At 38.7% G+C, this 14,273-nt stretch carries 14 protein-coding genes; all 14 read right to left on the bottom strand.

All coding sequences use genetic code 11. The features are described from left to right. On the bottom strand, nt 1-253 hold a 253-nt coding region (locus V7068_RS20020; RefSeq protein ID WP_499714244.1), incomplete at its 3' end, for a response regulator. A gap of 369 nt (nt 254-622) precedes the next feature. Continuing rightward, the gene (gene spoIVB / locus V7068_RS20015) at nt 623-1,918 is read right to left on the bottom strand and encodes a SpoIVB peptidase (protein ID WP_499714243.1); all 1,296 of its coding nucleotides are present in this window, start codon (nt 1,916-1,918) and stop codon (nt 623-625) included. A gap of 130 nt (nt 1,919-2,048) precedes the next feature. Next, nucleotides 2,049-3,764 (bottom strand): DNA repair protein RecN, encoded by a 1,716-nt coding sequence (gene recN / locus V7068_RS20010; protein WP_499714242.1) that lies wholly within the window; start codon nt 3,762-3,764, stop codon nt 2,049-2,051. Nucleotides 3,765-3,784: 20 nt separating this feature from the next. Beyond that, on the bottom strand, nt 3,785-4,234 hold the full coding sequence (gene ahrC / locus V7068_RS20005) for a transcriptional regulator AhrC/ArgR (RefSeq protein ID WP_499714241.1): 450 nt from the start codon (nt 4,232-4,234) through the stop codon (nt 3,785-3,787). 285 nt (nt 4,235-4,519) lie between these two features. Further along, nucleotides 4,520-5,347, bottom strand: a complete 828-nt coding sequence (locus tag V7068_RS20000; protein WP_499714240.1) for a TlyA family RNA methyltransferase — start codon at nt 5,345-5,347, stop codon at nt 4,520-4,522. A gap of 4 nt (nt 5,348-5,351) precedes the next feature. After that, a complete protein-coding gene (dxs, locus tag V7068_RS19995) occupies nt 5,352-7,244 on the bottom strand; it encodes a 1-deoxy-D-xylulose-5-phosphate synthase (RefSeq protein WP_375348906.1) in 1,893 nt (630 codons plus the stop codon). Between the two features lie 433 nt (nt 7,245-7,677). Then, nucleotides 7,678-8,568 carry a polyprenyl synthetase family protein gene (locus V7068_RS19990; protein WP_499714245.1) on the bottom strand — a complete coding sequence of 297 codons (891 nt, stop codon included), beginning with the start codon at nt 8,566-8,568 and terminating at the stop codon, nt 7,678-7,680. Beyond that, a complete protein-coding gene (locus V7068_RS19985) occupies nt 8,568-8,807 on the bottom strand; it encodes an exodeoxyribonuclease VII small subunit (protein ID WP_499714239.1) in 240 nt (79 codons plus the stop codon). Before V7068_RS19985 ends, V7068_RS19990 begins: the two co-directional genes overlap by 1 nt. Continuing rightward, on the bottom strand, nt 8,804-10,156 hold the full coding sequence (gene xseA, locus V7068_RS19980) for an exodeoxyribonuclease VII large subunit (RefSeq protein ID WP_499714238.1): 1,353 nt from the start codon (nt 10,154-10,156) through the stop codon (nt 8,804-8,806). The genes V7068_RS19985 and xseA overlap by 4 nt, the downstream gene beginning before the upstream one ends. A gap of 246 nt (nt 10,157-10,402) precedes the next feature. Beyond that, on the bottom strand, nt 10,403-11,278 hold the full coding sequence (gene folD / locus V7068_RS19975) for a bifunctional methylenetetrahydrofolate dehydrogenase/methenyltetrahydrofolate cyclohydrolase FolD (RefSeq protein ID WP_252290658.1): 876 nt from the start codon (nt 11,276-11,278) through the stop codon (nt 10,403-10,405). Between the two features lie 67 nt (nt 11,279-11,345). Beyond that, entirely contained in the window at nt 11,346-11,738 is a 393-nt protein-coding gene (gene nusB / locus V7068_RS19970; RefSeq protein WP_499714237.1) for a transcription antitermination factor NusB, read from the bottom strand. Nucleotides 11,739-12,111: 373 nt separating this feature from the next. Then, the gene (locus V7068_RS19965) at nt 12,112-12,525 is read right to left on the bottom strand and encodes an Asp23/Gls24 family envelope stress response protein (protein ID WP_127761289.1); all 414 of its coding nucleotides are present in this window, start codon (nt 12,523-12,525) and stop codon (nt 12,112-12,114) included. Between the two features lie 27 nt (nt 12,526-12,552). Beyond that, nucleotides 12,553-13,905, bottom strand: coding sequence for an acetyl-CoA carboxylase biotin carboxylase subunit (gene accC / locus V7068_RS19960; RefSeq protein WP_499714236.1), 1,353 nt, complete (start codon nt 13,903-13,905; stop codon nt 12,553-12,555). 14 nt (nt 13,906-13,919) lie between these two features. Further along, nucleotides 13,920-14,273, bottom strand: a 354-nt coding sequence (gene accB / locus V7068_RS19955) for an acetyl-CoA carboxylase biotin carboxyl carrier protein (RefSeq protein WP_499714235.1), incomplete at its 5' end; no start/stop codon positions are given.

Here is a 14,273-nt window from a genome sequence, read left to right as displayed (position 1 = left end):
TCAGCATGATGACATGGGGCATCGTTCCCCTTTGTTCGCGCAATTTTTCAAGCACACCTAACCCATCTAAATGAGGCATAATAATATCGAGAATCAAAATATCAGGATGAACGTTTTCTAGCATATTTAGACATTCCTGCCCATTATGTGCAACAGCCATGACTTCCATATCGTCCTGAGCTGATATATATTCTTCTAATAAAGCCACAAGCTCTCTATTATCGTCCACAACGCACACTTTAATTTTTTTCACGCTTGATTTCCTCCTCTACTATAAATTGGTCTTGTTTTTCTTTTCGACAATAGAAACAAAATACCTTTTATTTTTAGGAAAATAATGAAAAATAATATTTTTCTCCAGATTTCTACTAATTTTAACTTTTCTTACTAAACACATTTAAAAGTTGTCAAAAAAAGCTTTACTGCGATATATTTTATCATAAAATCTTGTCTATTTACTAAACCTTTTCTTCTTAATTAACAGCCTACCCTAAAAACAAGCAATCTACAAAGGCAAAAAGTCTGTAATTTTTTGTCCAGGCGGCAAAATTCATACGCATGCGTTCTTTAACGCCGTTGATTAAACATACAAAAATAAAAGAAGGCGAACATTCGCCCCCCTTTAACTCGCCTTATTAACGACTGGTTTTTCATAAATATTAATGCCTGCTTCATTTAACATCCATTCGATATGAACACCGTATCCGCTTGTAGGATCATTAACGAATACATGGGTTACTGCACCAACTAATTTCCCATTTTGAATAATTGGACTTCCACTCATGCCTTGAACAATCCCACCTGTTTTCTTTAAAAGCTCCTTATCAGTTACTTTTAATACCATTCCCTTAATAGCCGGGAATTTTTGTGGAATGGAACTAACTATTTCTACATTAAATTCCTCTACTTCTGATCCCTCGACAACTGTTAAAATTTTCGCTGGACCTTCCTTTACTTCATGAGAAAGGGTAATAGGCATCTCCTTATCCATAATCCCATTATCAATTTGTTGATTCAATTTTCCAAAAATACCGAATGGACTATTACGATTGATATTCCCTATTACTTCTCGATTCGATGAAAAACGAGCAAGTTTTTCTCCAGGATCACCGTTGCTCCCTTTTTCAATAGATGTAACAGTCGATTGAACAACTTGTCCATCTTTGACAACAATCGGCATTTTTGTATCCATATCAGAAATAACATGTCCAAGTGCTCCATATTTTTTAGAGGATGGATGATAAAAGGTCATCGTTCCAATTCCTGCTGCGGAGTCACGGATGTAAAGACCTAGTTTATACGTTCCCTCGTTCTTATCTTTTAAAGGAAGTAAGGACGCTTTTAATTTTTCTTGATTTCGTTGAATATCAAGCTTCAATGGCTCACCTTTTTTTCCTGCTTCTTGAACAAAAGGAGTAACATCACCCATTTTTTTAATTGTTTGACCATTAATTTTTGTAATAATGTCGCCGACTTGAATTTTAGCCGTTTCTCCCGGTGATTTTTTTCCTTCTGACGTAGCAACTAGATGATGACCAACAACGAGTACACCTAGTGTATTTAATTTTACACCAATAGATTGGCCCCCTGGGACTACTTTAAAATCTTCCAAAACTTGAACATCCACTTTCTTAACCGGCAATCCGGCCACATCAAGAAGAAGTTCGTTTGTACCAGGCTTATCAGCATCTAACATGATAGCCGAGTCATCTTTATGAATCGTAACACTAGCTGTACTTGCGTTTACATGTTTAGCTGAAACAGGTAAGGATGTAGAAATATTATAGTGACTTCCCTCAAATAACACAAGGTGATTGGGAATTAAAAATACTTCACGCAATGGCTGGTATAACCCTAATGTTAATAGCGAAATCAGGAGAATTCCACCGATGACTTTGTTTAACATTGCAAACTTCATTTATACACTCTCCTCGCTATTTACACGCTTATGGCTACATCTTTAATTTAGCCTTCCTTACAATCATTTATAACCTCACAACGAAATAAAAGCTATCCGAATATGGATAGCTTTTCAATACATAGTTTTTTTAGGATGTGACTTTAATTTTATGAGCTTGTTGAATTAATTCATTAGCATGTTGCTTCGTTAAATCAGTAATTTCAACACCAGCTATCATCCGGCCGATTTCTTTTATTTTTTCTTCCTCAGCTAATGGTGTAACAGATGTATGTGTTCTTCCTTCTGTCACTTTTTTAGCAATAAACAAATGCGTATCAGCCATTGCAGCAACTTGAGGTAAATGAGAAATACAAAGCACTTGAGAACCTGTAGCTACTTTGTAAATTTTTTCTCCAATCGATTGAGCAACTCGTCCGCTTACTCCTGTATCGACTTCATCAAAAATAATCGATGTAATCCCTTGATGCTGCGAAAAAATACTTTTTAAAGCCAACATAATACGGGACATTTCACCGCCAGAGGCAATTTTCGATAACGGTTTTAGCGGTTCACCAGGATTCGTTGAAATATAAAACTCCATGACATCAAGTCCTGTTCGATTAATTTCTCTGTCGATTGTTTCATCAAATGTATGAGCCGTTTGATGAAAACGAGCTTCAAAAACAGTTTTTTCCATATATAGTTCTTTCAATTCTTGCTTAATTTTTTTCGTTAATTGCTCTGCATAGGTTTGACGAAGACTCGATAAATGCTTGGCCTCAATGAGTAAATCTGCCTTAATCGAGTTTAATTCCTTTTCCAGCTTAGCAATATGCGTTTCCCGATTAAGCAACGTTTCAATTTCTTCTTCAATCTTTGCTCCATATTCGACAATTTCCTCAATCGTACGTCCGTATTTACGTTTCAATTGGTTAATTTCATTTAGACGCCCTTCAATAAAATCAATCCGTTCCGTATCAAAATCAAGAGAATCGAGCTGATCACGAATCGTTGAAATGGCATCTTCTAATAAAAAGTAACTATTTGAAACAATATCTGAACTATTCTTCAAAGATTCATCAAGGTTAGCTGCTTCTTCTAAATGATGCATCGCAATCGACAGCCAATCTAACGCATGCTGTTCACCATTCAAAGCATTGTAGCTTGTTTGCAGAGCTTCATGAATTTTTTCATAGTTATTAATTTTTTTTCGTTCCTCAAGAAGCTGATCGTCTTCGTGCAGCTTCAACTCAGCCTTTTGAATTTCATCAAATTGAAACTGAATTAAATCGAGTCGATGCACCATTTGCTGCTCGTCCTGGCTGAGACTTTTTAACTGCTTCTGAGCAGTGTTATAGCGCTTATATAGCTTTTCATATTCCCAAAGCGCTAACATAACCTCTTCCCCGCCAAATTGATCAAGTAAAGGTAAATGAAGACGTTCATCCATCAGCTCTTGATGTTCATGCTGTCCATGAATATCGATAAGCGTTCGACCAATTTCACGTAACGTAGCGATGGTCACAAGCTTTCCGTTTACTCGACATACGCTTTTGCCGCTCGTAGACATTTCTCGTCTTATAACAACCATGCCATCACTTATATCAATCCCAAATTCCGATGCTTTAACAAAAACAGGGTGCTGCGGCTCATCAATTTGAAATAGCCCTTCGATTTCAGCCTTCGTTTCCCCATGTCGAATAAACTCCGCTGACCCGCGTCCCCCTACTAATAAGTGAACAGCATCAATAATAATGGACTTTCCTGCTCCCGTTTCTCCAGTTAGCACCGTCAAACCTTTTTCTAAAGAAACCGCTAAACTATCTATAATGGCAAAATTTTTAATCGATAATTCTGATAACAAAATTCCTCACCCCAAACCGTCTAGAGCATATCTAAAAATTTTTGAGCAACCGTCTCTGCTTCTTTATCCGAGCGACAAATAATTAAGCATGTATCATCGCCACCGATTGTTCCAAGAATCTCTTCCCAATTTAAATTATCAATGAGTGCACATATCGCTTGTGCATTTCCCGGAAGCATCTTCATAACAAGCAAGTTATTCGCTGCATCGATTTTAACAAAAGCATCTACTAACATTCGCTTAAGTTTTTGCTGAGGATTAAAACGTTGATCCGCAGGTAAACTATATTTATAACGTCCATCTGGTAAAGGAACTTTCACAAGATGCAGCTCTTTAATATCTCGAGAAACCGTTGCTTGAGTTATATTATAGCCCGCGCTTTTCAGCTGATCGACTAAATCATCTTGCGTCTCTATATCATTATTTGTAATAATATCTCGAATTTTTATATGCCTTTGTCCTTTATTCATGTACGTAAAAGCACCTCTCATTTTTCTAGGCTATATTCCATATTATTAGTCAAATCTTGTTCTAAAAACAGGAGCTTGTACAGCCTTCACTATTATTAATCGTAGCGTATTTTTATACAATTGTACATGTATTTCTGCCCCTCTGCCAGCCCTCTTACATCCATCAGCTGTATAAAATACATATAAAATGTCAATTTCAAACGAAATAAAACAAAATCAACAATACTCTATAACATAACCGTGATAAAAAAAGCTCCTCTAGCCAAAATCTAAAGGAGCGACAAATTATTCTTTCTTAAACTGAGCGTGAGCTTCATTCACAATCTCATCAACTGACTGACGAAGAAAATTCTCTCCCGTTTGTTTCGAGCCCTGCCAACTAAGGTGTAATAAAAATTCAATATTGCCATCTCCTCCAGTAATCGGAGAGAACGAAGCATTTTGGACATCGTACCCTTCTTTGACAGCAAACGTAATAATTTTATTTAACACTTCTTTGTGAATTTTAGGGTCGCGAACAATTCCTTTTTTCCCGACTTGGTCTCTCCCTGCTTCAAACTGTGGTTTGACGAGTGCAATCACATCACTGTTAGCCACAAGCAGCGTTTTAAGAACGGGTAAGATTAATGTAAGAGAAATAAATGAGACATCAATGCTCGCAAAACTTGGCATCTCTCCGTCCAAATCAGCAGGTGTTACATAACGAAAATTAGTCCTCTCCATCACTTTTACCCGCTCATCTTGACGAAGTTTCCAAGCTAACTGATTATAACCAACATCCACCGCATACGACATCACGGCCCCATTTTGCAACGCACAGTCCGTAAATCCACCTGTTGAAGAACCGATATCTAAAAGAATTTTGCCCTCAACAGTTACATCAAAGGTCTTCAGCGCCTTCTCAAGCTTTAATCCGCCTCTTGAGACATAAGGCATGACTTTTCCTTTAATGGAAAACTCTAAATCAACAGGCACCTTCTCACCTGGCTTTTCATATCGCTCTTCATTGGCGTATACAAGTCCGGCCATAATCATTCGTTTTGCTTTTTCACGTGTTTCAGCTAGTCCTTGTTGTACGAGGAGAATATCTAGCCTTTCTTTCATTACTTTCATCTCTTCATGCCCTTTTTTGTTTTTTCGGTGTCATTCGTTTAATTTTCTTAACAGCCGCTTCGGCTGTTAAATGGATTTCTTCCAACAGTTCATCGACACTGCCATGTTCGATAAAGTAATCTGGAATTCCCATACGGTCAATAATTGCACCGTAAAATCCTTGTTCTTGAGCGTGCTCCATCACCGCACTACCAAACCCGCCTTGAAGAACCGCTTCTTCAATCGTTAAAATAGGAAGTTTACTACCTAGCAATGCATTTAACATATTCTCATCCATCGGTTTAATAAAGCGAGCATTTACAACTTTAACAGAATAGCCTTCCTTCTCCAGCTGTGTTGCTGCCTTTATCGCTAGCGGAATTGTTGTACCAAAGGTTAAAATGACAGCATCCGAGCCTTCTTTAAGCACTTCCCAACTACCAATTGGAATTTGCTTTAACTCTTTGTCCATTGGTACTCCCGAGCCATTTCCTCGTGGGAAACGCATCGCAATCGGCCCATCATCATATTGAATCGCTGTATTCACCATATGCTGGCCTTCGTTTTCGTCCTTTGGCATCATTAAGACGATATTCGGTACGTGACGAAGGAACGCAATATCAAAGACCCCTTGATGTGTTTCCCCATCTGATCCAACAAGCCCCGCTCGATCAATCCCGATAAAGACATTTAAATTTTGACGACAAATATCATGCACAACTTGGTCATAAGCTCTTTGTAAAAACGTCGAATAAATGGCTAAAAACGGTTTCATTTTTTGCGTAGCAAGTCCTGCCGCAAACGTTGCAGCATGCTGTTCGGCAATGCCGACATCATAGAAACGTTCAGGGAATTCACTAGCAAAGCCCTCCAGCTTCGAACCAACAGGCATAGCTGGTGTAATTGCTACAATTCGCTCATCCTGACGTGCTAACTTACGAACAGTCTCACTTACAAGCGAACTCCATGCTGGACCGCTGCTATGTGACTTAACAAAATCACCCGTTTCAATCTTATAAGGACCCGTCCCATGCCAATTTCCAGTCGTATCCGTTTCAGCAGGTGTGTATCCTTTTCCTTTTTTCGTAATAACATGTAATAAAACGGGACCTTTTATTTTTTTCGCATAACGGAAGTTTTCAAACAAATCTTCGTAATTATGACCATCGACCGGCCCAAGATACGTAAATCCTAATTCTTCAAAAAACATGCCTGAAACGAGTGCATATTTCAAGCTATCTTTTAGACGCTCTGCTGTTGCTGCCAATTTACCGCCAACTGCTGGTATCTTTTTCAACAACCACTCTAATTCGTCTTTGGCACGATTATATTTGCCATCTGTACGAAGTCGACCAAGCACAGAATGAAGCGCACCAACATTTGGAGCAATGGACATTTCATTATCATTCAAAATAACAATCATATCCTTCTTTTCATCCCCAATATGATTGAGTGCTTCTAGTGCCATTCCACCGGTTAAGGCACCATCTCCGATCACAGGCAGAATATAGCTTTGTTCTTGTTTAATATCCCGTGCAGCCGCCATTCCCATGGCAGCAGAAAGAGAAGTAGAACTATGTCCGGTTTCCCAAACATCATGCTCACTTTCAATCATCTTCGGGAACCCACAAAGCCCCTTATATTTCTTTAATGTATCAAAATCTTTAGCTCGTCCAGTTAAAATTTTATGAACATACGATTGGTGCCCTACATCCCAAATAATTTTATCTTTTGGACTATCGAATTCCTTATGAAGAGCAATCGTTAATTCGACGACACCTAAATTAGGACCGATATGACCGCCTGTTACCGATGTCTTTTCAACGAGAAATCGACGAATATCTGCACTTAATTCAACTAATTCCTCATTGCTCAAGCTCTTCAAAAATGAAGGGTCTTTTATAGATAGAAGATCCAAACAGGACCACTCACTTTCTGTCATTTTCGGCAAACAGCTATTACAAAGCAAGCATAACATAAACATTCATAACGCTAGTCCGAAAAATCTTTTTAAGTTGTTTTTATTTTTATTTATAAGTCATTATAATGTGTATTTTTCAATAAGCAAACCTTTATCGACTTATCGTACTTTTCAGCCTGGCAAAATCGAGTTCTATCTTCATTATACCAAAGCTTGTTCTATAGAGAGAATACGGTTTCTAAGTGAGGCTTTAGTATACGATACGGTTGATTAACAATATGAGGAAACACAGCCAATAGTAAAAATAGCCGCCTGCATCCAAAATGATTTCGGCGACTGTATACAATCATCACAAATTTAATTAGTTCCACATATTTTCGCATTATAATTATAGCATAAACCTTAATTCATCACAAATTCGTTACATAAATTAATGGTTTCGGTTTGCGATTAAATCAGTCAGTTCACTAAGTAGAGTCATTGCAGGTAACTTAGTCTCTGCTAATGCGTCTTGAGCTAATTGAACCTGCTCTGCTAACTTCTCCTTTGCACCTTGTAACGTAAGCAGTGCTGGATAAGTACTTTTATGATTAGTCGTATCGCTGCCGACCGGTTTGCCAAGTACTTCTTCCGTTCCCTCAATATCGAGAATATCATCGCGGATTTGAAAGGCCAGTCCTAAGTGAAAAGCAAACTGACGTAAATGCTGACGCTGCTCGGCGCTCGCTCCTGCTAAAATAGCACCGGATAAAATACTAGCTGCTAATAGTTTACCTGTCTTATGCTCGTGAATATATTCTAGCTGTTCAAGGGTCAATTGCTTATTTTCCCCTTCCATATCTGCAATTTGACCACCGACCATTCCTTCAGCTCCTGCAGATTTACTAACTTCTGAAATTAATTCTAATTTCATCTCTGGAGTTACTTCAGAATGAGTCATCTCTGCAATTAATTGAAAGCTATATGTAAGTAATGCATCACCGGCAAGTATAGCAACGGCCTCACCGAAAACTTTATGATTCGTTGGTTTACCACGACGAAGATCATCATCGTCCATACTAGGTAAATCATCGTGAATTAATGAATAAGTATGAATCATCTCAATGGCAGCAGCGACCGGAATAGCACGTTCTATATCTCGACCAAAGGAAGCTAATACAGCAAAAGTAAGCATTGGACGAATTCGTTTTCCCCCTGCCTCTAATGAATAAATCATTGCTTCTTTCACAATAGAAGGTGCCTGCAACTTTCTCACATACTCAACAACTTCCTTCTCAATAACCGCCTTATATTCTCTGGAAAACGTAGCATAGTCTAGCATCACGGTGTTTCCTCCTCTACAGTTGTAAAACTCTCTAATTGTCCATCTTCATTTAAGATTTCCGTTAATTGATCTTCTACCGATTTCAGTTTCATATGACAAAGACGAGATAAGTTCATTCCTTGTTTATAAATCGAGATAGCTTCTTCTAAAGGGACATCTCCCTCCTCTAACTTTTCTACGATTCGTTCTAAACTTTCCATTGCTTCTTCAAATGAAAGCTCTTGTTGATCCTTCACGACTCTACCTCCTCTTGAATTTCTTCAATTTTACATGTAAGTGTACCATCCTTAATCGAGACAGAAATCTTATCTCCTTTAGACACTTGCTTCGTGCTTTTAATGAGCTTCTCATCTTCCCCAAAGATTAGCCCGTATCCTCTTTCCATAATTTGCAGAGGATTGACGGCCGATAAAGTCGAGGTTATATGAACAAATGATTGAGTTTTCTGTTTTAAAATAGCCATCATGGCGCGATTCAAATTTTTATGACGCTGCTCTAATGATTGCTTTGAGCGTTGAAGAGCTTCTGCAGGATGCTGACGTCTTAAGATGGCATCCATTTGTTCTAATGCTTCTTTCTTATTCATAAAATAGCGCTCACTATTTTTCTGTAAACGCTCCGTAGCCCGGTCTAGTTGCTCTAGTTTTTGTTCGTACATTTTTTGCGGATAGCGAAACGCATACGATTTCTCTAACCTGGCTAAACGATTCGATTCGAAATGAATCCGTTCCTGTATTGAGCGTGTTAGACGATTTTTTCGGTTCATTAGTCGCTCCAGCACTTCATTCATATGAGGGACAGCCATCTCAGCTGCTCCTGTCGGTGTTGGTGCTCGCAAGTCCGCGACAAAATCAGCAATTGTAAAGTCTGTTTCATGACCGACTGCTGAAATGATAGGCAGATCAGAATCATAGATAGATTCGGCTACGATTTCTTCATTAAAAGCCCAAAGCTCTTCAATGGACCCTCCACCACGACCTACAATCAGCACATCCGCTTCTCTTCGCTCATTTGCCTTCGATATCGCTAAAGCAATAGATTTCGCAGCATTTACTCCTTGTACAAGTGCAGGATAAATAATCACTTTAGCAATCGGGTAACGACGCTTAATCGTTGTTAAAATATCTCTTAAAGCAGCCCCTGTCGGTGATGTAATAACCCCTACAGTATGAGGATAAGGAGGGATCACCTTCTTATGCTGCTCACTAAACATTCCTTTTTCCTCAAGCTTTTTCTTCAATTGCTCATAAGCTAAATATAGGTCACCAATTCCATCAGGAGCCATATGCTTTACATAGACTTGATACTGTCCACTCGCCTCATAAACCGTTACATCACCGCGTACAAGTACCTTCATCCCATTTTCCGGAACAAACTTCATCCCTCTAGTATGGGCCGAAAACATGACGGCTAAAAGACGTGATTTTTCGTCTTTTAACGTAAAATACATATGCCCGCTTGTATGCTGCTTAAAATTCGAGATTTCCCCTCTTATATAAACATGCTGTAAATGCGGGTCCACATCGAATTTTCGTTTAATATACTTAGTTAGTGCCGAAACGCTCAAATATTGTTGTTCACTCATATTTTGAATTTCGTCTCCTTATAAGAAAAGCGCAAGGCGCTCGTTATCGCCGACAAGCATAAGATAAGCACAGATGGAAGACGTTCTTTGTCTTCTGAAGCGATTATCTAAACGATAGAGCCGATGGCGCCTAGAGCTAAACATTAAAACGTGTCAAACATTTTATACTTTCTTACATTATTAAAAAAGCGGTCTCTTGTTATTATAAAACAAGAAACCGCTTCATCGAAATATTTTAACGATTTTTTAACATTTTAAAGCAGATTGGCGTACACTATATGCTTTTTGAGCTGATTCTATAGTGTTTTTCATTAGCATTGTAATCGTCATCGGTCCAACGCCCCCTGGCACTGGTGTTACATAGGAAGCTTTGCTTAACACATCTTCATAGTCAACGTCTCCACATAGTTTCCCTTCTTCATTTCGATTGATTCCTACGTCAATCACGACCGCACCCTCTTTAATATGCTCGCTCGTAATTGTATTTCTTCTACCAACCGCCGCAACAATGACATCAGCCTGTTTTGTGAAATAAGTCAAATCTTTTGTTTTAGAATGACAGTAAGTTACTGTCGCATTTGCATTTAATAGCAATTGTCCCATCGGTTTCCCAACAATATTGCTTCGGCCAACAACTACAACATGCTTGCCTTCCAAATCATAATTAATATGTTTGAGCATTACCATAACTCCATATGGGGTACAAGGTAAAAAAGCACTTTGTCCTGTCATCATTCTTCCAATATTAATTGGGTGGAAGCCGTCTACATCTTTCTCCGGTGAAATGGCTTCAATAATAGCTTCCTCATTAATATGAGATGGTAATGGAAGTTGAACTAAAATCCCATGAATCGAGTCATCCTGATTCAATTCATTAATGTTTTCAATTAGTTCTTCTTGTGAAAGTGTAGCAGGCTTTTTAATCAACACAGAATGCATACCTAAATCAGCACATGCCTTTTCTTTATTACGCACATAAGTCTGTGAAGCTTGATTATCTCCAACTAAAATTACAGCTAAACCAGGCACAAGACCTTTTTGCTTTAATTGTTCTACCTCTTCACGAATTTCTTGTCTCACTGCCTGTGCAATTTCTTTCCCATTAATAATTTGAGCTGTCATGATTGTATCCTCCCAAGAATAATTATGCTGTAAAAGAAATTGCGGTGGCATCCGATTAGCCAAGCTTTTAAAAGCCTAAATGAGCTTTTACTTTTGATAAAACGGCATTTACAAAGCTGCTTGATTGATCGTCACCGAATTTCTTAGCAATCTCAATCGCTTCATTAATTGCAACACTAACAGGAACATCTTCACTGTAGACCATTTCATAAACGGCCATACGAAGTAAATTCCGGTCAATATTCGCCAGTCTTTCTAATTTCCAATTCTCTAAATTCCCACGGATGATTTCATCCAATTCTTCACGTTTCCCTGTAACACCTGTGACTATTGCTTCTAAATAGTGATCAGGTTCTGCACCATTCAATACGCTTTCCGTCGCATCTTGTACTTCTGCTCCAACGATATCGATTTGATATAATGCTTGAAGGGCTTTTTCACGTGCTGTTCTTCTTTTCATCATCTTACTCCTTTAACATCTACTATTATATCTGAAAATGCTTGCACAGACGAACATTAATTTATAAAAAAACAAAAATATTAAGATTTTCTTTATTTTTCCCATAATATCCATCGTTCTTTTTCATCGGCTTTGTTATTTACGATACTTTAATTAGCAACATTGTGTAACACGGCCTCTTTATTAAACTTACTGTGCCCATTTTTCATAACTTTCTTACATCCATCTTATCTACTCTAACAGAAAATAAACATGAATTAAAGGATAACTTCAAGCACTTACACATCTTGCGAGCGTTTCAAGGAAAACGAAACAGCCTTACGACAAAAAACCCGGCGAATAGCCGGGTTTTTCGAGGATTCGTTTAGAATGATTAAATATCTTGCTCGTAATCTGCTTCCTGCTTTGCGTTTTCGAATTGTATTCCGACAACATGTACGTTTACTTCACCAGCATCAATAGCTGTCATGTTTAACAAAGCTTGACGAATGTTATCTTGTACTTCTTGCGCAACTTTCGGAATAGAGACTCCAAACTTCATGACACAATAGAGATCCACTTTAATTGCTTCTCCAGTTAAATCGACTTTAACACCTTTGCCGTGATTTTTCTTGCCCAGCTTTTCTACGACACCTGTCGCAAAATTACCGCGCATATGGGCAATCCCTTCAACTTCGGATGCAGCAATCCCCGCAATGACTTCAATTACTTCTGGAGCAATTTCAACCTTGCCAAGCCCACTATTATAGTCAGTCACTTCAAGCAATTGATTTTCTACTTCACTCATTCCAAGCACCTCCTATCTTCCTTTACATTATGAGTTCATTACATCATAAATTTCAAGGAATTTCGTATTAAATTCTCCTGAAACAAACTGATCATGAGAAAGTAATTTAAGGTGGAACGGAATTGTTGTATGAATTCCTTCAACAACAAATTCACTTAAAGCACGTTTCATTTTGTCAATTGCTTCTTCACGAGTTGGAGCGTGAACAATCAATTTAGCAATCATTGAATCATAGTATGGCGGAATTGAATAGCCTGGGTATGCCGCTGAATCAACACGTACTCCGAAACCGCCTGGTGCAAGATAGTTTTGAATCTTTCCAGCTGAAGGCATGAAGTTTTTCGCTGGGTTTTCAGCGTTAATACGGCACTCGATAGACCAACCATTGAATGTTACATCTTTTTGTGAAATCGATAACTTTTCACCAGATGCCACTCTGATTTGTTCTTTAATTAAATCGAAACCTGTTACCATTTCTGTAACTGGGTGCTCTACTTGGATACGAGTGTTCATTTCCATGAAGTAGAACTTACGAGCTTTATAATCAAAGATAAATTCAACTGTACCTGCACCAGAGTAGTTAACTGCAAGTGCAGCTTTTACAGCAGCTTGACCCATTTCTTCGCGTAGTTCGCCGTCAAGAGCTGGTGATGGAGTTTCTTCAACAAGTTTTTGTAAACGACGTTGAACTGTACAATCACGCTCTCCAAGGTGAATCGCATTGCCATGGTTATCAGCCATAACTTGGATTTCGACATGGCGGAAATCCTCGATGAATTTCTCGATATAAACACCTGGGTTACCGAAAGCTGTTGCCGCTTCTTGTTGCGTGATGTTGATGCCTTTAATCAGGTCTTCTTCTGTTCTTGCAACACGGATCCCTTTACCGCCACCGCCGGCTGTAGCTTTAATGATTACTGGGTAACCAATTTTACCAGCAAACTCTACACCTTCTTCAACGCTTGCGATAACACCTTCTGTACCAGGTACAATCGGAACATTCGCAGCTTCCATCGTACGACGTGCTACGTCTTTTGTACCCATTTGGCTGATTGCTTCTGGGCTTGGTCCGATAAACGTAATGTTTACGTCACGGCAAAGCTCCGCAAAGTCAGCATTCTCAGCAAGGAAGCCATAACCAGGGTGAATAGCGTCAGCCCCTGTTTTCTTCGCTACACTAAGAATATTCGTTGTATTTAAATAGCTATCTTTTGATAGTTTAGGTCCAATACAATATGCTTCGTCAGCAAGTTGAACATGAAGGGCATCTTTATCAGCTTCAGAATAAACTGCTACTGATTCAATCCCTAGTTCTTTACAAGCACGAATAATACGTACTGCAATTTCCCCACGGTTTGCAATTAATACCTTTTTAATCATTTTGGAACAGCTCCTCACTCAGGCTTTACTAAGAATAATGCTTGACCGTACTCTACAAGCTCGCCGTCTTTAACTAACACTTCAACGATTTCACCGTTTACTTCTGCTTCGATTTCATTGAAAAGTTTCATTGCTTCAACGATACATACGATTGAATCGCCAGTTACTTTATCGCCAGCTTTTACATATGCATCAGCGTCTGGTGATGGAGATTGATAGAAAGTTCCAACCATTGGAGAAGTGATTTTATGTAATCCTTCTGTATCTTGAGCTACAGCAGCTACTGGTGCAGCAGCTGGTGCCGGAGCAGCTTTTGGAGCTTCTACTGGTGCAGCAGCTGGTGCTGGAGCAGCTTTTGGAGCTTCTAC

Origin of the sequence: Bacillus sp. JJ634, from assembly GCF_036962285.1 — a bacterium.
GTDB lineage: Bacteria > Bacillota > Bacilli > Bacillales > DSM-1321 > Peribacillus > Peribacillus asahii_A.
Note: the sequence above shows the minus strand (reverse complement) of the source record. Positions and strands in the feature narration are given on the sequence as shown.